Consider the following 20,046-nt stretch of genomic DNA (forward strand, 5'->3'; position numbering starts at 1 on the left):
CCGCTGGCGCGCCAGCTGACCGCATCAGAGAATTCACCCATGCTCAGGAATGCCCCCCTCAGTACCAAACTCCTGCTGATCCTGCTCCTGCCCCTGGCCGGCTTCCTGGTGATCTCGGGTCTCTACACCGCCGATCGCTACGAAACGCTCAAGAACATGGAGCACACCGTGACCGCCAGTGCCACGGCCGAGCGCGTCAGTGCCTTGGTCACCAGCCTGCAGCGCGAGCGCGGTGCCAGCGGCGTGTTCCTCGGCAGTGGCGGCAAGTCGATGCAGGACAAGCTCAAGACCTTCCGCGAAGACAGCGATAAGGCCCAGAAGGACCTAAGTGCGTTGGCCACTGGTAACGACGCCGCCATCCAGACCGCCATGCGCGCCCTGGACAGCCTGCGTGACCTGCGCAGCAAGGTCGATGGCCTGGCGCTCAACAGCACCCAATCCGGCACGGCCTACACCGACCTGATCAAGGCGCTGATCGGCTACACCCATGCCCTCGAAGCGGGTGTCGATGATCCTGAGATCCTGCGCGCCCTGGGCGCCCTCAATCTCTTCGTCGAGATGAAGGAACGCGCCGGCCGCGAGCGCGTACTGCTGGGCCTGGCCTTCAACCAGAATCGCTTCGATGCCGGCCTGCTGTCGCGCTTCGCCCGCAACCTGGGCGAATTCTCCGCCTACGCCGACGCCTTCCAGCGCAAGGCCACGCCTGAATTCATCCGTCAGCTCGACGACACCTTCAAGCAGCCCAGCGCCATGGAAGTCAGCCGCCTGCAACAGCTGGCCTTCACCGTCCCCCTCGGCGATGCCCTGGGCGTCAAGCCGGAGGACTGGTTCAACCTGGCCACCCAGCGTATCGACCTGATGGGCAAGGTGGAGGCGGACCTGGGCGCCAGTGTCGGCGCCCAGGCCGAACAGGCCCGTGCCAAGGCCAGCCGGGATCTCTGGATCACCCTCGGCCTGGTACTGCTGGTTCTGGTAGCCGTCTCGGCGCTGGCCTGGGTAATCATTCGCAACATCAAGCAGGCGGTCGAGCAGGTCAACGGCACCCTCACCCGCCTGGCCACCCGCGACCTCACCGCCCGCTGCGCCTACCAGGGCAAGGACGAGTTCGGCACCATCACCGGCAATCTCAACCTGATGAGCCAGGAGCTGGGTCAGGTGATCCAGGAGATCGGCGCCGCCACCGTGCAGGTCGCCACTGCCGCCGAAGAAGCCTCGGCGGTCGCCATCCAGACCAGCCAGAACGTCGCCCAGCAGCGCCTGGGCACCGATCAGGTCGCCACCGCCATCGCCGAGATGAGCGCCACGGTCAAGGACGTCGCCCGCAGCACCACCGAAGCCGCCGAAGGCTCGCGGCAGGTCGAGGCCAACACCAGCCAGGGTCGTCGTGAATTGCAAGCCACCATCGGTCTGGTGCAGGGACTGTCGGTACAGGCCGAGCGGACCTCGGAGATCATCGCCGAGCTCAAGCAGGAAAGCGACGCCATCTCCTCGGTGCTGGACGTGATCCGCGGCATCGCCGAGCAGACCAACCTGCTGGCCCTCAACGCCGCCATCGAGGCCGCCCGCGCCGGTGAAGCCGGGCGTGGCTTCGCCGTGGTGGCCGATGAAGTACGCTCCCTGGCGCAGAAGACCCAGCAATCCACCGGCAGCATCCAGCAGATGATCAGCCATCTGCAGAGCGGCTCCGACCGTGCCACCCAGGCCATGCAGGAGACCCTCAGCCAGGTGCAGACCGGCGCCAGCAACGTGGTCCGCGCCGGCGAGCTGCTCGGCGAGATCGCCGAGGGCGTCACCCTCATCAACGACCGCAACATCCAGGTCGCTTCGGCCGCCGAACAGCAGAGCCAGGTCGCCGAAGAGATCAGCCGCAACGTCAACGACATCAACGATCTGGTGATCCAGGTCAGCGCTGGCGCCGAGCAGACCGCCGTCACCAGTCGAGAACTGGCGCGCCTGGCCGAGCAGCAGCAAGGCCTGGTGGGGCGCTTCCGGGTGGCGTGATCCACGGGCCGGAAACAGTCGCATGCGGCTTGCCATCCGCCTCTGTACGGTTGGAAAGCCGTCACTCTGGATGGCAACGCCGGCGATCGCTCCACTAGACTAGGGAGGGTTGTCACGTCTCAGGACCTGGCAGCGGGAACCGGCCAACCGAGGACCGGCCGCCAGACTATCTGGGAATGCCATGGACGCCTTCGCCCTCTATCTGCTGCTGAGCAGTCTCACCATCGCCAGTCCCGGTCCGGGCGTCCTGCTGACCATCAACAACGCCTTGCTCCTGCAGCTGCGGGGCGCCCTGCCGGGCATCCTCGGCGTGGTACTGGGCATGCTGGTGCTGGCCAGCCTGGCCAGCACCGCGCTCGGCGCCCTGGTCAGCGCCTCGCCCCGGGCGCTGTTGGGCCTGCAGCTGATCGGTGCGCTCTACCTGGCCTGGCTGGGCGTGAGTCGGCTGCGCGCCCCTTCGCCCCAGGGCCAGGTGCCCGATCATGCTCAGCGAACAGCCAGCGCGGGAAGACGACTCCTGCAAGGGCTGCTGGTGTCCATCACCAATCCCAAGCTGATCGTCTTCTTCATGGCGCTCTTTCCACCGTTCATCCAGACCAGTCGGCCCGTGCTGCCGCAGATGTTGCTGCTGGTGACGACCTTCTGCGTCCTGAGCCTCGTCATTCATTGCAGCTATGCGGGCATCGCGACGGCGCTGAGTACCCGCCTGAGCACAGGCACCAGGCTTGCGCGCCTGAACCAGATCGCTGGCGCGATCTTTCTGTTGTTCGCGATACTGCTGCTGGGCGCGAGCCTGGGCTCACTCCTCAGCGAATACGGCGCGCGGGCCTGAGGGTGACTCGTCCGTCCCTTGCAACTGCCCTCTCCTGAGCGCCGCGAAACGCGCCTGGGACAGCGGCCGCTGCAGGTGAAAGCCCTGGGCCTGATCGCACTTGAGATCGGCGATGCGCGCCAGTTGGCCCGCGGTCTCGATGCCCTCGGCCACCACCGTGAGCGAGAGCGCCCGTCCCATGCTGACGATGGCCTCGACGATGGCCGCGTTGCTTTCACTTACCTCGATGTTGGAGACGAAGCTGCGGTCGATCTTCAGGCAATCGAAGGGATAGGTGCGCAGATAGCTCAGCGAGGAATAGCCGGTGCCGAAGTCGTCCATCGACAGCCGCACGCCCAGATCCTTGAGTTTCTTCATCAACTCCAGCGCGCCGTCGGCATCGTCCAGCAGCACGTTCTCGGTCAGCTCCAGCTCGACCCGCTCGGGTGCTATGCCGGTGCATTCGAGGACCGTGCGGATCCGCGCCACCAGGTCGTCGCGTTGGAACTCCAGCGGCGACAGGTTGATGGACACGATCAAGTCCGGCGCCCAGGCCACCGCCTGGCTGCAAGCTTCCCGCAGGACCCAGTCGCTAAGGCCCAGGATCAGACCGGTCTCCTCCGCCACCCCGATGAACTGCGCCGGTGCCAACCGCCCCCGGGTCGGATGATTCCAGCGCACCAGCGCCTCGGCGCCCAGCAGTCGCTGGCTGCTGGCATCGAAGCGCGGCTGGAAATCCAGCTCGAACTCCAGCCGCTGCAACCCCTGGCGTAATTCGGTTTCCAGCTGGCGCCGTTCCAGGATCCGCTGGTTCATGCTGGGCTCATAGAACCTCATAGTATTGCGCCCCGCCGCCTTGGCTTCGTACAGGGCGATGTCCGCGTAGCGCAGCAGATCCTCGGCGCTGTGGCCGTCCTGGGGTGCCGTGGCGATGCCGATGCTCGCGCCGATGTTGATGTCATGTTCGTCGATGCGGATGGTACGGCCGATGCCGTCCAGGATCCGGCTACAGAGCACGCTGACCTGCTCGGCACTCTGGCAGCCATTCACGGCAACCACGAATTCGTCGCCCCCGATGCGGGCGACCAGATCATCCTCCCGCACACTGGCGCGCAATTCCCGGGAGACCTGGCACAGCACCTTGTCACCGGCCCCGTGGCCGAGGGAATCGTTGACCGGCTTGAAGCGGTCCAGGTCGAGGGTCAGCAGATGCAGCGGCTGGCTGGCGTTGACGCCCTCGGCGAAGCGCTGTGCCAGGTAGCGGTGCAGCTGGTGTCGGTTGGCCAGCCCGGTGAGGGCGTCGTGCTGGCTGATGTGTTCGATGCGCGCCTTGGCCTCGATCTCCTCGGTGACGTCGCACACGGTGCCGCGAAAGCCCGCCAGCAGACCACCGGTGACGATGGCCTGAGCCGAGAGCTGGCAGAATCTCAGCTTGCCCTGGGCGTCATGCATCTCGCACCGCAGGGGCCGACGCACGCGACCGGCCGCCAAGGGGGTCCTGGCTACCTCGTCGACCTGGCTTGGCGAATAGTCGAGCAATTCGTGCAGGGGGCGTCCCAGCCAGTCCTCGCGGCTGAAGCCGGTGACGGCGACGAAACGCTCGGAGAGATAGACCAGCTGCTGCTCGGCGTCGGCCTCCCAGATCCAGTCGGACGAGGCCTCTGAGACCGTCCGAAAGCGTTGCTCGCTGTGCCTCAGGGCATCCTCGGCCAGGTCGGTCTGGCGGGCGGCCAGGGCGATCCGGCGGCGCAGGTACCAGACCAGCAGCAAGGCCAGGCCGCACATCAGCGCCAGCAGCGGCAGGAACTGCGCCAGCAGCCGATGGCCCATGCCATGGACGGTCCAGTTGAAGGTCACCGCGATCCCGGGATCGGACCTCACCACCAGCGTTGGCCGCTGTTCGATGGTGGGCACCTCACCCGGCTGTGCGGTCAGCCCGTGCAATTCGAAGGCCTGCCCGAGTTGCGCGAGCTTGTCCGGCGTCAGGATGTCGACGAACACCATGTAGGATAGCCGCTTGAAGTCCTGGTAGGTGGCATCCGGGCGGATGACCGCGACCATGACACTGGCTGGCTTGCCGTCGACCAGGAAATAGCCCTGGGCATAGCCATCCTTGGACGAGCGCTCGCGGGCCAGTGCCAGCAGCCTGGCCTGATCATCACCCAGCCAGGTCTCCAGCTGCATCTTGCTCCGTCCGCCGCCGACCACCGCATAGCGTGTGATGCCGTTGGGCGCCAGGATGAAGGCGCCATTCACACCATAGTCGCTGTAGAGCGAGGGCCCGACGTTGTCTTCTTCATAGGCCCAGTTCACGTCGACCTTGCTGCTGGTCCGTGCATAGGCCTCCATCCAGAACGAATAGTCAGTCAAGACCCGACCGAGTTTGTCCTGGCGCGTTTCCAGCGCCCGCTGGGCGTCCGCCTCGCTGTGCTCGCGCTGCTGCGCGTCGATGCGCGCGCACAGGTCGAACAGCATCCACCCCGCCAGGGCAAAGATGAGCGTGACCAGCGCGAAGAAACCAAGGGAAGCCTGACGGGCGACACGGTTGAGTTGGGTAGGCAAGGCAGTGACCTGTCGGAGCGGGTTGGTCGAGGGTACCGACGGCTGACGGCCTGGCCGTAATCGTCTGCCTATATATCGGCAACGGCGCCAATGGCTTGAAGCCGTCGCCTAAAGATTCTGCAAAGGGCCGGCTCAGACGGGCTCGTTTTGCACCGTCACTGGGCAGCCGCCTCCCCCGTGCGCCGGGACGGCGCAGCCATACCCTTACCGCTTGCTCAAAAACGACAGGGGTGGTCTGCTTGCCCGGACGATTGTTGACCTAATGGTCAGCTTTACCCACCATCGAATTATCCGAACCCAGGTGGAGAGCGGCCGTGATCAGGTTTCTGCTGGACCAGGAGCTGCGCGTCGAAGAGCAGCTCGACCCCAACCTCACCGTGCTCCAATACCTGCGCGAGCGTTGCGGCAAGACCGGCACCAAGGAAGGCTGCGCCTCGGGCGACTGTGGTGCCTGCACCGTGGTGCTGGCCGAGCCCGACGGCGAGCGGTTGCGCTATCGCACGGTCAACAGTTGCCTGACCTTTGTCGCGGCGCTGGACGGCCGGCAACTGATCAGTGTGGAGGACCTGAAGCATCAGGGTCGCCTGCATCAGGTGCAACAGGCCATGGTCGACTGCCATGGCTCCCAGTGCGGCTACTGCACCCCGGGCTTCGTCATGTCGCTGTTTGCCTTGCAGAAAAACGTGGAATCAGCGGACAGCGCCGCCACCCACGAAGCCCTGGCCGGCAATCTCTGCCGCTGCACCGGCTACCGGCCGATCCTGGCCGCCGCCGAACAGGCCTGCACCCAGCGCCAGCCGGACCAGTTCGATGCCCGGGAGCAGCAGACCCTGGCGCGCCTCAAGGCCCTCGCCCCGGTAGCCGAGACCCGGCTCGACGGTGCCGGGCGGCGCTGCCACAGCCCCACGACCCTGAGCGAACTGGCGCGCCTCTACCAGGCCCATCCCGAGGCACGACTGCTGGCCGGCGGCACCGATCTCGCGCTCGAAGTGACCCAGCAGCATCGCCGCCTGGAGACCCTGATCTACCTGGGCAACATCCCCGAACTGCGCGGCGTGACCGTTCGCGCGGACGGCATCGAGATCGGCGCGGCCACCCCGCTCGCCGATTGCGCCGCCGCCCTGGCCGCCGACTACCCGGACTTCGGCATCCTGCTGCAGCGCTTCGCCTCCTTGCAGATCCGCAACCAGGGCACCCTGGGCGGCAACATCGGCAATGCCTCGCCCATTGGCGACAGCCCGCCGCTGCTGCTGGCACTAGGGGCACGCCTGCTGCTGCGCCAGGGCGAACGGCTGCGCGAATTGCCCCTGGACGATTTCTTTCTGGACTACCGCAAGACCGCCCTGGAGCCGGGCGAATTCATCCAGGCGGTGCGGGTGCCGCGCGCCCATGAGGGGCTGGTCTTCCGCGCCTTCAAGGTGTCCAAGCGCCTGGACGACGACATCTCCGCGGTCTGCGCCGCCTTCGTGCTGGAACTGGAGCAGGATCGCATCGCCGCCGTGCGCATCGCCTATGGCGGCATGGCGGCCACGCCTAAGCGAGCCAGTCACTGTGAGCAGGCCCTGCTGGGCCAGCCGTGGACCCGCGACGGCGTCGAGCGCGCCGTCCAGGCCCTGGCGGAGGACTTCGCGCCGCTGTCTGATTTCCGTGCCAGCCGCGAATACCGCCTGCTGACGGCGCAGAATCTGCTGCGCAAATGTCATCTGGAGACCACCCAGCCTGCGCTCGCTACGAGGGTTACCGCCCATGTCTAGCACCCTCCCCGTCCGTACCCCCGAGGAAATGGCCGCCGCCTTCGCTGCCGGCCTGGCCACCGGCGTCGGCAAGCCGCTCATGCACGAGAGTGCCGACAAGCATGTCAGCGGCGAAGCCGTCTACATCGACGATCGCCTGGAATTCCCCAACCAGCTGCACGTCTATGCGCGGATGAGCGAGCACGCCCACGCGCGCATCCTGCGTATCGATCTCGCGCCCTGTTACCAGATCCCCGGGGTGGCCCTGGCCATCACCGCCGCCGACGTGCCCGGCCAACTGGACATTGGCGCCGTGCTGCCGGGTGATCCGCTGCTGGCCGATGGTGAGGTGCAGTACCTGGGCCAGCCGGTACTGGCGGTGGCCGCTACCAGCCTGGACGCCGCCCGCCGCGCTGCCCAGGCCGCCCTCATCGAATACGAGCCGCTGGAAGCCATCCTCGACGTCAGGGAGGCGCTGAGGCGCGAGCACTTCATCTCGCCCAGCCACAGTCATAAGCTCGGCGATGCCGCAGCCGCGCTCGCCGCCGCGCCCCATCGTCTGCAGGGCGAGCTGGCCATCGGCGGCCAGGAGCACTTCTACCTGGAAACCCAGGTGGCCTCGGTGCTACCCACCGAAGACGGCGGCATGCTGGTCTATTCCTCCACCCAGAATCCCACCGAGGTACAGAAGCAGGTGGCCGAGGTGCTGGGCGTCTCCATGAACAGGATCACCGTCGACATGAGACGCATGGGCGGCGGCTTTGGCGGCAAGGAGAGCCAGGCCGGGATGCCTGCGGCGCTCTGCGCGGTATTTGCCCGTCTTACCGGGCGCCCGGTGAAGATGCGCCTGCCGCGCTTTGAAGACATGCATATGACCGGCAAGCGCCACCCCTTCCATGTCGAATACGACGTTGGCTTCGATGATGACGGGCGCCTGCTGGGCATCCGCTTCGAGCTGGCGGGCAACTGCGGCTACTCGCCGGATCTGTCCAACGCCATCATCGACCGCGCCATGTTCCATGCCGACAATGCCTATTTCCTCGGCAACGCCCAGATCACCGGCCACCGCTGCAAGACCCACCTGGCGTCCAACACCGCCTACCGCGGCTTCGGCGGCCCCCAGGGCATGCTGGCCATCGAGAACGTCATGGACGCCATCGCCCGCCACCGTGGCCTGGATCCGCTGGAGGTGCGGCGGCGCAACTACTACGGCAAGGAGACGCGCCATGTCACCCACTACCACCAGGTGGTGGAAGACAATCTGCTCGAAGAGATGACCGCGGACCTGGCGGCCAGTAGCGACTACCAGGCTCGACGCGAAGCCATCCAGGCCTTCAACCGGGCCAACCCGGTGCTGAAGAAGGGCCTGGCGCTGACCCCGGTCAAGTTCGGCATCTCCTTCACCTCCTCCTTCCTCAACCAGGGCGGTGCCCTGGTCAACGTCTACACCGATGGCAGCATCCACCTGAACCACGGTGGCACCGAGATGGGCCAGGGCCTGAACACCAAGGTCGCCCAGGTGGTGGCCGAGGTCTTCCAGGTCGACATTGGTCGCATCCAGATCACCGCCACCAATACCGACAAGGTACCCAACACCTCGCCCACGGCGGCTTCCAGCGGTACCGACCTCAACGGCAAGGCCGCCCAGAACGCGGCCCAGACCATCAAGGACCGGCTGATCGATTTCGCCAGCCGGCACTTCCACGTCGACTCTGAAGAGGTGGAATTCCGCAACGGCCACGTCAGGGTCCGCGAGCGGCTACTGAGCTTCGAGGAGCTGATCCAACTGGCCTACGTCGGCCAGGTATCGCTTTCCAGTACTGGCTACTACCGCACGCCCAAGATCCACTACGACCGCGACCAGGCCCGTGGCCGGCCCTTCTACTACTATGCGTTCGGCGCCGCCTGCTCCGAGGTGCTGATCGACACCCTCACCGGTGAATACCGGCTGCTGCGCACCGATATCCTCCACGACGTCGGCGCGTCCCTGAATCCGGCCATCGACATTGGCCAGGTGGAAGGCGGTTTCGTCCAGGGCCTGGGCTGGCTGACCATGGAAGAACTGGTGTGGAACGACGCCGGCAAGCTGCTCACTGCCGGCCCCTCCACCTACAAGATCCCGGCGGTGAGTGACGTACCGCCCGACCTGCGGGTGCGGCTGGTGGAGAATCGACAGAATCCCGAGGCCACGGTGTTCCACTCCAAGGCCGTGGGCGAGCCGCCCTTCATGCTCGGCATCTCGGTGTGGTGTGCCCTGCAGGACGCCGTGGCCAGCGTGGCCGACTATCGCTTCCACCCGGCACTGGACGCCCCGGCCACCCCCGAACGGGTACTCTGGGGCGTGGAGCGGATGCGGCGCCTGGCCGCCGAAGCCCAGACAGCCTCGGCCATCACCACGGAGGAACCGGCATGAACACGAGACGTGGCTGGTTGGCCATCCTGGCCGACTTCGAGGCGCGAGGCGAACCCTGCGTACTGGTCACCGTGGCCGATGAGCAGGGCTCCACGCCGCGCGACGCCGGGACCAAGATGCTGGTGGGCCGGGAGGAACAGCACCTGACCATCGGCGGTGGCCACCTGGAATACCGAGCGGTGGAGATCGCCCGGGAGATGCTCGCCGCCGGTACCCGCCAGCCGCACCTGGAGCGGTTCTCCCTGGCCGCCAGCCTCGGCCAGTGCTGCGGTGGCGTCACCACCCTGCTGTTCGAACCCCAGCTGGCCCAGGATGTACCGGTGATCGTCTTTGGTGCCGGCCATGTCGCCCGCGCCCTGGTGCCCCTGCTGGCCGGCCTGCCCTGCGCCGTGCGCTGGGTCGATTCACGGGCCCAGGAATTTCCCGCCGTGCTCCCCGCCGGCGTGGAGAAGATCCTGACCGACGAGCCGCTCGACGAGATCGCGCGGATGCCGGCGGGTGCCTACTACATCGTCATGACCCATAATCACCCCCTGGACCTGGAGTTGACCGACGCCATCCTCGCTCGCGGCGACCATGGCTACTTCGGGCTGATCGGCTCCCGGACCAAGTGGGCCAAGTTCCGCCACCGCCTCGCGGCCCGCGGCCACGGCGCCGAACACCTCGCCACGGTGCGCTGCCCGCTGGGCCTGCCCGAGGTCAAGGGCAAGCTGCCGCTGGAGATCGCCATCGCCGTGGCCGGCGAGGTCATCGCCCACTACGGGCGCCCGACCCAACAGGCAGATCAGCCGCTGCGGCTGGTCACCGCCACCCCAAGCTAGTCGTCTACCTATCCGAGATCGCCATGACTGCCATCGCCCACCGCGCCGCCCTGCTCCACAGCCTCGCCGACCCGGCCGAGGTCGGGCTGGACGCCTCCTACGAATATCACGCCGACGGCCTGCTGCTGGTCGCAGACGGCCGTATCCAGGCCATGGGCCCGGCTGCCGAGCTGCTGCCCACCCTGCCCGCCGGTACCCCGGTGATCGAGCACCCCCACGCCCTCATCACCCCCGGCTTCATCGACACCCATATCCACTATCCGCAGACCGGGATGATCGCCAGCTACGCCGAGCAGCTGCTGGACTGGCTGGACACCTACACCTTCCCCACCGAGGGCGCCTTCGCCGATCCGGCCAAGGCCGCCGAGGTGGCCCAGGTCTTCGTCGGGGAGCTGCTGCGCAATGGCACCACCACCGCCCTGGTGTTCGGCAGCGTCCATCCGCAGTCGGTGGACGCCTTCTTCCAGGTCGCCGAGCGCCTCGATCTGCGCATGATCGCCGGCAAGGTGCTGATGGACCGTAACGCCCCGGACTACCTGCAGGACACGGCCGAGTCCGCCTACAGGGATAGCAAGGCGCTGATCGAGCGCTGGCACGGCAAGGGTCGGCTGCACTATGCGGTTACCCCGCGCTTCGCGCCGACCAGCACCCCGGAACAACTCGAAGCAGCCGGACGCCTGCTGGCCGAGCACCCGGACGTCTACCTGCATACCCATCTCTCCGAGAACCTCAAGGAGATTGAATGGGTGAAGGCGCTGTTTCCGGAGCGCAGCAACTACCTGGACGTTTATGACCACTTCCAGCTGCTCGGCCCGCGCTCGGTGTTCGCCCATGGCATCCACCTCTGCGATGCCGAATGCCAGCGCCTGCACGAGACCGGCTCGGCCGTGGCCCACTGCCCTACCTCCAACCTCTTCCTCGGCAGCGGCCTGTTCGATCTCGAGCGGATGGAAGCCTTCAAGGTCAATGTCGGCCTGGGTACCGACGTCGGCGCCGGCACCAGCTTCTCGCTGCTGCAGACCCTCGGCGAGGCCTACAAGGTGCAACAGCTGCGCGGCCATCGCCTGCACCCCTTCAAGTCGCTGTACCTGGCCACCCTCGGCGGCGCCCGCGCCCTGCGCCTGGACGACCGCATCGGCAGCCTGGCCCCCGGCCACGACGCCGACTTCGTGGTGCTCGATCTCAAGGCCACCCCGCTGCTGGACTACCGCCTGCAGCAGTCCAAGAGCCTGGAGGAAACCCTGTTCGTCCTCACCACCCTTGGCGACGACCGCGTGGTACGGGAAACCCATGCCGCGGGTCGCCGGGTACACAGTCGCGACGCCTGATACCGTCACCCCGTAGCGTGGAAAACCGCGCAGCGTTTTCCACAGTTGGAGCAAAACGGCACTGTTGGGCTTCGGCGATAGAGCTGCCTCAACCCAACCTACCCATTACCGTAGGTTGGGCTGAGCACAGCGAAGCCCAACAAACTGCCCTCATCCGAGACGCACAAAAAAGCCGCCCCGAGGGGCGGCTTTCGCGTTCAGCCTGAGCCGACTCAGCTGGTGCGATAGCGCTCCAGCCAGTGGGCGTAGGGCGCCGGCAGCACCCAGGACGGCTTGTCGACGCCCAGGGCCTTGGCCGCATAGTAGGGCCAGTGCGGATCGGCCAGGTGGGCGCGGCCCACCATGACCAGATCCAGCTGCCCGTCGGCCACTACCTGGTTGGCCAGCACCGGGGTGTCAATGTTCCAGGCCGAGGCCACTTTCAGGCCGGTGGCCTTGCGTACCTGCTCGGTGATGGGCGCCAGCAGACCCGAGCCCCAGGGAATGTTGGCGGTCGGGGTGGAGAAACCGATGCTGACGCTCAGCAGGTCGAGACCTTCGCGCTTGAAGCCCTGGGCCAGCTCGATGGATTCAGCCAGGGTTTCTTCATCGCGGCCGTCGTATTCGATCACGCCGAAACGAGCGGTCAACGGCAGGTGCTCCGGCCAGACCTTGCGCACCTCGGCCAGGGTTTCCAGCAGGAAGCGGCTACGGCCGGCCAGATCGCCACCGTACTGGTCGTCGCGCTGGTTGGAGTGCACCGAGAAGAAGCTCTGCGCCAGGTAGCCGTGGGCGAAGTGCAGCTCCAGCCACTCGAAGCCGGCTTCATAGGCACGCTTGGCGGCGTCGACGAAGTCCTGGCGAACCCGGGCGATGTCCTCGAGGGTCATGGCCTTGGGTACCTTGGGCAGGTTGGCGCCAAAGGCCACCGCCGACGGGGCGATGGTGTCCCAGCCACGGGCATCGTCGGCGGCGATGTGATCGTCACCTTCCCAGGGGCGGTTGGCACTGGCCTTGCGACCGGCATGGGCGATCTGGATACCGGGCACCGAACCGGCGGCCTTGATCGCCTGCACCACCGGCACGAAGGCCTGGGCATGGGCGTCGGACCAGATACCGGCGCAGCCGGGGGTGATGCGGCCTTCCGGCGATACAGCGGTGGCCTCGACGATGACCACGCCGGCACCGCCGCGCGCCAGGCCGGCATAGTGCACCTGGTGCCAGTCGTTGATCACGCCGTCGACGGCGCTGTATTGGCACATGGGCGGGATGGCGATGCGATTACGCAGCGTCACGTCCTTGAGGGTAAAGGGTTGGAACAATGCGGACATCTGAGCGGTCTCCCATGAGGTAGCAGCTGGTTCGTTATTTCGATATTAATCGAACATAACATAATCGCCAACCCCCGGTGTATGATTAGCTCATGCGCCCTTTCAAACATCCCAGTCCTGACGAATTCTCCCTTGAGCGCCTGTTCCATGCGCTCAGCGATCCAGTACGCCTGGATATCGTCCGCTATCTCGCGCGGGTAGCCGAAGCCACCTGCGGCGAACTGGACGGTGGCCGCCCCAAGTCCAGCATGTCGCACCACTTCCGCGTCTTGCGCGACGCCGGGTTGGTGCATACCCGCAATGCCGGCACCACGCACATGAACCAGCTACGCCGTGAGGACCTGGATCAGCGCTTTCCCGGCCTGATGGCAGCCATCCTGGCGCAGTCTTCCGATCCGGTCGGCAAGGCCGACTGAAACGGCGCTATCCCTTGTCTTGAGTCTCTTCGCCTATCACGGGCGGATCATGCGCACCCTCCAGGTTGACCCGCGCAGACTGCGCGGTCGCTCGGTCAGCCACCGTGTCCCCTGATGCTGGTCATCGGCTGCTGACTCGCCCCGCCCGACGCCAGGGAACTCTCCCTCCCCTTCCCGGCTCTTCCGGGTATGAAGGTTGCACAAGACGTTGGCAGCACAGCCGCTGGATGCTGTCGGGAGGTAGGTAATGGGCAGGCATTGGGGATTGGCGACCGCGCTCGCAGGGGTCGCCGCACTGTTCGCACTCGTACCCAGCCCTGAGCCCGTGGCCGAAGCCCGGGGCATCCAGCGCGTCATCGCCTTTGGCGACAGCCTCATGGACTGCGGCACCTTCGGCCACATCTATGCCACCAACCCCGGCCGCACCTATCCCCAGGAAATCGCCGATGCCTATGGCATCGAGCTGAGCCCCAATCGCCAAGTGGAAGGTTACGGCCATGAAGGCCCAACCTATCCCGATGGGCTCTGCTACGCCGAAGGCGGTGCCGTGACCGGCAGCTTCACCGAACCAGGCTTCGACCATAATGAAGCGCCACTGGCCTTCTCCCAGCAGATCCGCAACTTCGAGCTGCAACACGGTCGCTTCGGCCAGCAGGATCTGGTCCTAGTGCAGATCGGCGGCAACGACATCATCGGCCCCTTCTATGACAAGAGACTCAAGGCCGCGCTGATGGCCGATGCCCCCTTACCCCAGGACGTGCGCGAGCAGATCGAGGGCCGGATCCGCCATACCGCGCTGAACGAGGTCAAGCTGCTGCGCTATCTGCTGGGCCTGGGTGCCCAACGCCTGGTGGTACTCAACAACACCGACTATGGCAAGGCGCCCTATCTCGAACCCTGGACACCTGCCCTGGCCGAGCGCAATCACGAGCTGGTGCGACTCTACAACGAGACCCTGCAGGCCAATCTGCCAGCCGGTGACCGGCTACTGCTGGTGGACGCCTATCGGGTGATGGAAGAAGTCTTCGCCCACTACGGCAACTATGGCTTCACCCATGCCGAAGGCGATGCCTGCCTGCCCGGCCGTGAATTCTGCGACCCGGACAGCTACGTCGAGCCCGGCGCCGACCAGGCCTATATCTTTGGCGCTCGCGGTCATTTCGCCAGCCGCACCCATAGCATGCTGGCCCAGGTGGTACTGGAACGCATCGCCCAGACCTGGCCCGACAGCGCCGTGCCGGACAAGCCACTGCTGGCCAACGCCCACCTGCCGAACGCTCCGACCGTCCACTAGCGCAGCGCCCTGTCCTGGTGCCGGCGCTCGCCGAATCGCACCGTGGCAGAGCAGGGAAAACTAGCTGCCGCGATAGGTCGAGTAACCGTAGGGCGAGACCAGCAGAGGCACATGGTAGTGCGAGGCCGCATCGGCGATGCCAAAACGCAGCACCACCGTATCGAGAAAGGCGGGCTCATCGAGCAGCACGCCCCGTTGCCGGTAGTAGTCGCCCACGTCGAATTCCAGCTCATAGCACCCGGCCGTGAAGGCCGCCCCCTGCAATAGCGGCCCGTCGCCACGGCCATCGGCGTTGGTGCACAGCTCGCCCAGGACCTCCCGCATACCGGCCTGCAACCGGTACAGGCGTATGGCGATACCGGCGCCAGGACAGCCGCCGGTAGTGTCCAGGACATGGGTCGTCAGGTATCCAGTAGCGGACGAAGCGGGCATCGGTGGACTCCTGCAAGAGGGATGTTCCAGCCTAGCAGTTTTCCGCCCATCGATTGTATACAGCGCTGGCACCAGAGCTTTGCCAGCGGTATCGCGCCTTTCCAGGGCGTCCGGAGTCTTCAGACCGGTCAGACCAGTTAGGCAGGATTCTTGCTGGGACTCGGCAAAGGCCTCCAAACATTGTATACAAAACATCTCGACTGCCAGGATGCCCCTTCCATGACCTATCCCCGTGATCTGATCGGCTATGGCGCTCAGCCGCCCCACCCCCGCTGGCCAGGTGATGCCCGCATCGCCCTGTCCTTCGTGCTGAACTACGAAGAAGGCGGCGAACGCAACATCCTGCACGGCGACAAGGAATCCGAAGCCTTCCTGTCCGAGATGGTCGCCGCCCAGCCCCTGCCAGGGGTGCGCAACATGTCGATGGAGTCCCTCTACGAATACGGCAGTCGCGCGGGCGTCTGGCGCATCCTGGAGCTGTTCGCCAAGCATCAGGTACCCCTGACCGTCTTTGCCGTGGCCATGGCCGCCGAGCGCCATCCCGAGGTCATCCGCGCCATGGTGCAGGCCGGCCACGAGATCTGCAGCCACGGCTACCGCTGGATCGACTACCAGTACATGGACGAAGCCGAGGAGCGCGCCCATCTGCAGCGCGCCATCGAGATCCTTACCAAGCTCACCGGCGAGCGTCCGCTGGGCTGGTACACCGGGCGCACCGGGCCCAACACCCGACGCCTGGTGATGGAGGAAGGCGGCTTTCTCTACGACAGCGACACCTACGACGACGACCTGCCCTACTGGGAACCCACGGCCCCGGCCGGCAAGCCACACCTGGTGATCCCCTACACCCTGGACACCAACGACATGAGATTCACCCAGGTCCAGGGCTTCCACACCGCCGAGCAATTCTTCCAGTACCTCAAGGACGCCTTCGACACCCTCTACGAAGAAGGCGCCACCGCGCCCAAGATGCTTTCCATCGGCCTGCACTGCCGGCTGATCGGCCGCCCCGGTCGCCTGGTGGGCCTGAAGCGCTTCCTGGAGTACGCCCAGAGCCACGAGCGGGTCTGGTTCGCCCGCCGCGTGGACATCGCCCGTCACTGGCACAAGGAGCATCCACCGGCATGAGCGCCTTCCAGACCGTCACGCCCACCCAGTTGGATCGTGCTGCCTTCGTGGCGGCCTTCGGCGGCGTCTACGAGCACTCCGCCTGGGTCGCCGAGCGTGCCTTCGATGAGGGCACGCCGCTGCCGGACACCATCGAGGCCCTGCACCAGCGCCTCGCCGCGCAGGTCGCCCAGGCCAGCCAGGCCGAGCAACTGGCGCTGATCCAGGCCCACCCTGACCTCGCCGGTCGTGCCGCCCTGGCCGGGGAGCTGACCGCGGCCAGCAGCGGCGAACAGGCCGGCGCTGGCCTGGACCAGTGCAGCCCCGACGAGCTCACGCGCTTCACCCGCTACAACGAGGCCTACCGCGCCAAGTTCAGCTTCCCCTTCATCATGGCGGTGAAGGGCAGCAACCGGCACCTGATCCTGGCGGCCTTCGAAGAACGCCTGCCCAACACCCCGGAGCAGGAATTCCAGCGCGCCCTGGCCGAGATCGACCGCATCGCCCTCTTCCGCTTGCAGACCCTCTGACCCCTTCCGCACAAGAGTCCGCCCATGAAACGCACCTACGCCGCGCCCTTCGAGAAGTACCTCAACCTCGCCGATGCTCGCCTCGGCACCCAGGTCATCAGCGTCACCGATGACTGGTTCGCTGCCGCCGATCGCATGCTCCAGCCCCACGAGCCGGAGTGGAAGGAAGGCGTCTACGACGACAACGGCAAGTGGATGGATGGCTGGGAATCACGGCGCAAGCGTTTCGAAGGCTACGACCACGCGGTGATCCGGTTGGGCGTGCCCGGTTCGATCAAGGGCGTCGACATCGATACCCGCTGGTTCACCGGCAACTATCCGCCCTCCGCCTCCCTGGAAGCCTGCTTCTGTGCCGAGGGCGACCCGGCCGCCGACGCCGCCTGGACCGAGGTGCTGCCGGCCGTGGAACTGCAGGGCAACAGCCATCACTATCACGTCATCGGTGACGACCGCCCCTGGACCCACCTGCGGCTGAACATCTATCCAGACGGTGGCGTCGCCCGCCTGCGGGTCTACGGCATTCCCCATCGCGACTGGTCGGCCCAGGCCGAAGACGAGGTGCTGGACCTGGCCGCCGCCCTCAATGGCGGTCGCGCCCTGGCCTGCAACGACGAACACTATGGCCGCATGAGCAACATCCTCAATCCGGGCCGCGCCGACAGCATGGCCGATGGCTGGGAAACCGCCCGCCGCCGCACCCCCGGCAACGACTGGGTGATCATCGCCCTGGGCCATGCCGGCATCGTCGAAGAGATCCTGGTGGATACCCTGCACTTCAAGGGCAACTACCCGGACAGCTGCCAGATCCAGGGCGCCTACGTACGCGGCGGCACCGATGGCCAGATCGAAACCCAGAGCCTCTACTGGAAGGAACTGCTGCCACCGCAGAAGCTGCAGATGCACCAGGAGCACAGCTTCCGTGAGCAGATCCGTGACCTTGGCCCCATCACCCACGTGCGGCTGAACATCTTCCCGGATGGCGGCGTCAGCCGACTGCGGCTGTTCGGCAAGGTGGCGCGGGGCCAGGCATGAACCGGCAACTGCGCATCGAGCCCTTGACCGCCGAGGGCTTCGCGCCCTTCGGCGAGGTCATCGAGACGGCAGGCCGGGACTGGTTTCCCATCAACAATGGCTCGACCCAGAGATACCACGCCCTGGCGCGGGTCGAGACAGGACCAGCGGACGGTGCGGCGATCATCAGCATCTTTCGCGCCCGGCGCCTGGACTATCCGCTGACCATCGCCATGCTCGAACGCCATCCCCACGGCAGCCAGGCCTTCGTCCCGCTACGCGGCGAACCCTTTCTGGTGGTGGTGGCGCCGCCGGCGGCAGCCCCGGATGCCGGCGCCATTCGCGTCTTTCGCACCGATGGCCGCCAGGGCATCAACTACCACGCCGGGGTCTGGCACCACCCGGTGCTGGCCCTGCGCGACGAGGACGAATTCCTTATCGTCGATCGCGCCGGCACCCTGCCCAACTGCGACGAGTTCTTCTTCGCCGCAGGTGAATGCCCGACCCTGGCGCTCTAGGGCGCAGCCGGTGCGCGCCTGAGTTGCTTGCGCAGCAGGCGCGCACTGTCCAGGCAGACCCAGGCCACCGCCAGCCAGATGGGACCATAGGTCCAGATGGCGCCCTCCGGCAGCTGCTCACCGAGCACATAGAGGGCGACGAAGACCAGCAGCGCCGGCTCCACGTAACTGAGGATACCGAACAGACTCAGCGGCAGCATGCGGCTGGAGGCGAGCATGGCGGCGAAGGCGATGGCGCTGAGCAGGCCCAGCCCCGGCAGCAGTGCCCACAGCCAGGGTGTCTGCTGCAGGATCAGGCTGGGCGAAAACCAGTGCAGCGCGAGCAGCGCGAAGGGCAGCAGGCAGCACATCTCCAGGACGAAGCCGGACAGCGCATCCACCGCCATCCAGCGGCGCAGGACGAAATACGGCGGATAGCCCACCACCGGCAGCAGGCTGACCCAGGACAGCGCGCCGGTCACCCAGACCTCGTTGATCACCCCCAGCAGCGCACAGCCCACCGCCAGGCGCTGCAGCGGTCTCAGGCGCTCGCCGTAGACCACCCGCCCGGTCAGCACGATGGCCAGGGGCAGCAGGAAATAGCCCAGCGACATGGCCATGGCTTCGCCGTTCATGGTCGCCCAGACGAACACCCACCACTGGATGCCCATCAGCAGCGCCGCCGCCGGGATGGCCAGGCACAGCCGGGGCTCGCGCACCAGCCGCTTGAGCGTGGCCAGCAAGGCCTTGCCCTCACGCAGGACCACCACCAGCAGGAGCACCATCGGCAGCGACCAGACCACCCGCAGGGCCACCACCTGCAGGCCGTCCAGCGGCGCCAGCCAGACGAAGTACACCGGCATCAGTGCGAACAGCACCGAAGACAGCACCGAGAGGCCCAGCCCCTTGCCCGACAGCACATTCATGACTGACGCCCCTGACGGTTGATGAACAGCGAGAGCAGGATGATGCCGCCGCCCAGCAACAGCCTAGGCAGATCGGCCGGATGCTGCCAGATCAGCAGGCTGACCAGCAGACCGGCCGGCACATGGGCCTCGTTCATGATCGCCAGGGTGCCGCCATTGACCCGGAGCGAGCCCAGCGTCCACCAGTAGAGGCCAAGTGCCGTGGCGAACACGCCCATCCAGACCAGCACGCCCCATTGCAGACCGGTGCTGGGCAGGCGCGCCGGATTACCGAACAGCAGAAAGGACAGCGCCGCGACCAGCAAGGCACCGAGAAAGAACAGGCCGAAGTAGCGATGCAAGGCGCCCTGCCCGGCATAGGCGTGCCCCAGGTGCTTGCACAGCACCTGGCCGGCGGCGAAGGTCAGGTTGGCCACCTGCAACAGCAGGAAGCCCAGCAGATAGTCGCCAGCCAACGGCTGGAAGCGAATCAGGGCAGCGCCCCCGACCGCTACCACGGCGGCCAGCAGCGACCAGGGGCGCAAGCGGCGTTGCCAGGCATCGTCCAGCAGGGTCACATAGATGGGCGTGAGCACCGTGAACAGCAGGACCTCCGGGACCGTCAGGACGGCGAAGCTGCGATACAGGCACAGATAGGTAATGCCGAACTGCAGGGCACCGGCAGCCATCAGCCCCAGGGCGAAGCGTCCAGGGACCCCGCGCCAGCGGGTGAAGGGCAGGAACAGCACGAAGGCGATGGCAACACGGGCCAGCACGGCGAAGTCGCTGTCGACCCGACCGGCGAGATACTCGCCGATCAGGCTGAAGGAAAACGCCCAGATGAGGGTGACGAGCAGGAGATAAGGCATGGCGAC

General features: G+C 66.4%; 17 protein-coding genes. 12 read left to right on the forward strand and 5 right to left on the reverse strand.

Features of this window, described 5'->3' with window-relative positions; all coding sequences use genetic code 11:
* Positions 1-39: 39 nt before the first annotated feature.
* Both PJ259_RS06745 and PJ259_RS06750 read left to right on the forward strand, forming a co-directional pair.
* Positions 40-2,001, forward strand: a complete 1,962-nt coding sequence (locus PJ259_RS06745; RefSeq protein WP_059315295.1) for a methyl-accepting chemotaxis protein — start codon at positions 40-42, stop codon at positions 1,999-2,001.
* A gap of 181 nt (positions 2,002-2,182) precedes the next feature.
* Positions 2,183-2,833 (forward strand): LysE family translocator, encoded by a 651-nt coding sequence (locus tag PJ259_RS06750; protein ID WP_271655229.1) that lies wholly within the window; start codon positions 2,183-2,185, stop codon positions 2,831-2,833.
* On the opposite strand, the gene PJ259_RS06755 is transcribed toward PJ259_RS06750, so the two are convergent.
* Entirely contained in the window at positions 2,801-5,374 is a 2,574-nt protein-coding gene (locus tag PJ259_RS06755) for a bifunctional diguanylate cyclase/phosphodiesterase (protein WP_271655230.1), read from the reverse strand. The genes PJ259_RS06750 and PJ259_RS06755 overlap by 33 nt on opposite strands.
* A 314-nt stretch (positions 5,375-5,688) precedes the next feature.
* Here PJ259_RS06755 and xdhA point away from each other — a divergent pair, with 314 nt between their 5' ends.
* Genes xdhA through guaD form a run of 4 tightly spaced genes read left to right on the forward strand, consistent with a single transcriptional unit; the run spans position 5,689 to position 11,669 of the window.
* Positions 5,689-7,128 carry a xanthine dehydrogenase small subunit gene (gene xdhA, locus PJ259_RS06760; protein WP_271655231.1) on the forward strand — a complete coding sequence of 480 codons (1,440 nt, stop codon included), beginning with the start codon at positions 5,689-5,691 and terminating at the stop codon, positions 7,126-7,128.
* Entirely contained in the window at positions 7,121-9,520 is a 2,400-nt protein-coding gene (gene xdhB / locus PJ259_RS06765; RefSeq protein ID WP_271655232.1) for a xanthine dehydrogenase molybdopterin binding subunit, read from the forward strand. Before xdhA ends, xdhB begins: the two co-directional genes overlap by 8 nt.
* Positions 9,517-10,341 carry a xanthine dehydrogenase accessory protein XdhC gene (gene xdhC, locus PJ259_RS06770; protein ID WP_271655233.1) on the forward strand — a complete coding sequence of 275 codons (825 nt, stop codon included), beginning with the start codon at positions 9,517-9,519 and terminating at the stop codon, positions 10,339-10,341. The genes xdhB and xdhC overlap by 4 nt, the downstream gene beginning before the upstream one ends.
* Positions 10,342-10,364: 23 nt before the next feature.
* Complete coding sequence (guaD, locus tag PJ259_RS06775; RefSeq protein ID WP_442964874.1) at positions 10,365-11,669, forward strand: guanine deaminase; 1,305 nt, start codon at positions 10,365-10,367, stop codon at positions 11,667-11,669.
* 212 nt (positions 11,670-11,881) lie between these two features.
* On the opposite strand, the gene PJ259_RS06780 is transcribed toward guaD, so the two are convergent.
* Positions 11,882-12,979 carry an NADH:flavin oxidoreductase/NADH oxidase gene (locus PJ259_RS06780; RefSeq protein WP_271655234.1) on the reverse strand — a complete coding sequence of 366 codons (1,098 nt, stop codon included), beginning with the start codon at positions 12,977-12,979 and terminating at the stop codon, positions 11,882-11,884.
* A gap of 92 nt (positions 12,980-13,071) precedes the next feature.
* Here PJ259_RS06780 and PJ259_RS06785 point away from each other — a divergent pair, with 92 nt between their 5' ends.
* Positions 13,072-13,395, forward strand: a complete 324-nt coding sequence (locus PJ259_RS06785; protein ID WP_059315302.1) for an ArsR/SmtB family transcription factor — start codon at positions 13,072-13,074, stop codon at positions 13,393-13,395.
* Positions 13,396-13,660: 265 nt separating this feature from the next.
* Positions 13,661-14,689, forward strand: a complete 1,029-nt coding sequence (locus tag PJ259_RS06790) for an SGNH/GDSL hydrolase family protein (RefSeq protein ID WP_271655235.1) — start codon at positions 13,661-13,663, stop codon at positions 14,687-14,689.
* Between the two features lie 60 nt (positions 14,690-14,749).
* On the opposite strand, the gene uraH is transcribed toward PJ259_RS06790, so the two are convergent.
* The gene (gene uraH, locus PJ259_RS06795; RefSeq protein ID WP_271655236.1) at positions 14,750-15,121 is read right to left on the reverse strand and encodes a hydroxyisourate hydrolase; all 372 of its coding nucleotides are present in this window, start codon (positions 15,119-15,121) and stop codon (positions 14,750-14,752) included.
* Positions 15,122-15,340: 219 nt separating this feature from the next.
* Between uraH and puuE the strand changes: the two genes are divergently transcribed.
* From puuE to PJ259_RS06815, 4 genes are read left to right on the forward strand one after another with little or no spacing between them, the layout of a single operon-like run.
* Positions 15,341-16,249, forward strand: a complete 909-nt coding sequence (gene puuE, locus PJ259_RS06800) for an allantoinase PuuE (protein ID WP_271655237.1) — start codon at positions 15,341-15,343, stop codon at positions 16,247-16,249.
* A complete protein-coding gene (uraD, locus tag PJ259_RS06805) occupies positions 16,246-16,758 on the forward strand; it encodes a 2-oxo-4-hydroxy-4-carboxy-5-ureidoimidazoline decarboxylase (RefSeq protein ID WP_271655238.1) in 513 nt (170 codons plus the stop codon). Before puuE ends, uraD begins: the two co-directional genes overlap by 4 nt.
* 24 nt (positions 16,759-16,782) lie before the next feature.
* A complete protein-coding gene (alc, locus tag PJ259_RS06810; protein ID WP_059315307.1) occupies positions 16,783-17,790 on the forward strand; it encodes an allantoicase in 1,008 nt (335 codons plus the stop codon).
* The gene (locus PJ259_RS06815; protein ID WP_271655239.1) at positions 17,787-18,287 is read left to right on the forward strand and encodes an ureidoglycolate lyase; all 501 of its coding nucleotides are present in this window, start codon (positions 17,787-17,789) and stop codon (positions 18,285-18,287) included. The genes alc and PJ259_RS06815 overlap by 4 nt, the downstream gene beginning before the upstream one ends.
* Here PJ259_RS06815 and rarD read toward each other — a convergent pair.
* Positions 18,284-19,192, reverse strand: a complete 909-nt coding sequence (rarD, locus tag PJ259_RS06820) for an EamA family transporter RarD (RefSeq protein WP_271655240.1) — start codon at positions 19,190-19,192, stop codon at positions 18,284-18,286. The genes PJ259_RS06815 and rarD overlap by 4 nt on opposite strands.
* The gene (locus PJ259_RS06825) at positions 19,189-20,040 is read right to left on the reverse strand and encodes an EamA family transporter (protein ID WP_271655241.1); all 852 of its coding nucleotides are present in this window, start codon (positions 20,038-20,040) and stop codon (positions 19,189-19,191) included. Before PJ259_RS06825 ends, rarD begins: the two co-directional genes overlap by 4 nt.
* Between the last annotated feature and the right edge of the window lie 6 nt (positions 20,041-20,046).

Source organism: Pseudomonas sp. JBR1 (assembly GCF_028198185.1).
In the GTDB taxonomy this organism is placed as follows: Bacteria; Pseudomonadota; Gammaproteobacteria; order Pseudomonadales; family Pseudomonadaceae; genus Chryseomonas; species Chryseomonas oryzihabitans_E.

What these genes read in the sequence shown, in the direction of transcription:
- PJ259_RS06745 (WP_059315295.1), top strand. Translation starts at nt 40, where the DNA reads ATGCTCAGGAATGCCCCCCTCAGTACCAAACTCCTGCTGATCCTGCTC.
- PJ259_RS06750 (WP_271655229.1), top strand. Translation starts at nt 2,183, where the DNA reads ATGGACGCCTTCGCCCTCTATCTGCTGCTGAGCAGTCTCACCATCGCC.
- xdhB (WP_271655232.1), top strand. Translation starts at nt 7,121, where the DNA reads ATGTCTAGCACCCTCCCCGTCCGTACCCCCGAGGAAATGGCCGCCGCC.
- xdhC (WP_271655233.1), top strand. Translation starts at nt 9,517, where the DNA reads ATGAACACGAGACGTGGCTGGTTGGCCATCCTGGCCGACTTCGAGGCG.
- guaD (WP_442964874.1), top strand. Translation starts at nt 10,365, where the DNA reads ATGACTGCCATCGCCCACCGCGCCGCCCTGCTCCACAGCCTCGCCGAC.
- PJ259_RS06780 (WP_271655234.1), bottom strand. Translation starts at nt 12,979, where the DNA reads ATGTCCGCATTGTTCCAACCCTTTACCCTCAAGGACGTGACGCTGCGT.
- PJ259_RS06785 (WP_059315302.1), top strand. Translation starts at nt 13,072, where the DNA reads ATGCGCCCTTTCAAACATCCCAGTCCTGACGAATTCTCCCTTGAGCGC.
- uraH (WP_271655236.1), bottom strand. Translation starts at nt 15,121, where the DNA reads ATGCCCGCTTCGTCCGCTACTGGATACCTGACGACCCATGTCCTGGAC.
- puuE (WP_271655237.1), top strand. Translation starts at nt 15,341, where the DNA reads ATGACCTATCCCCGTGATCTGATCGGCTATGGCGCTCAGCCGCCCCAC.
- uraD (WP_271655238.1), top strand. Translation starts at nt 16,246, where the DNA reads ATGAGCGCCTTCCAGACCGTCACGCCCACCCAGTTGGATCGTGCTGCC.
- alc (WP_059315307.1), top strand. Translation starts at nt 16,783, where the DNA reads ATGAAACGCACCTACGCCGCGCCCTTCGAGAAGTACCTCAACCTCGCC.
- PJ259_RS06815 (WP_271655239.1), top strand. Translation starts at nt 17,787, where the DNA reads ATGAACCGGCAACTGCGCATCGAGCCCTTGACCGCCGAGGGCTTCGCG.
- rarD (WP_271655240.1), bottom strand. Translation starts at nt 19,192, where the DNA reads ATGAATGTGCTGTCGGGCAAGGGGCTGGGCCTCTCGGTGCTGTCTTCG.
- PJ259_RS06825 (WP_271655241.1), bottom strand. Translation starts at nt 20,040, where the DNA reads ATGCCTTATCTCCTGCTCGTCACCCTCATCTGGGCGTTTTCCTTCAGC.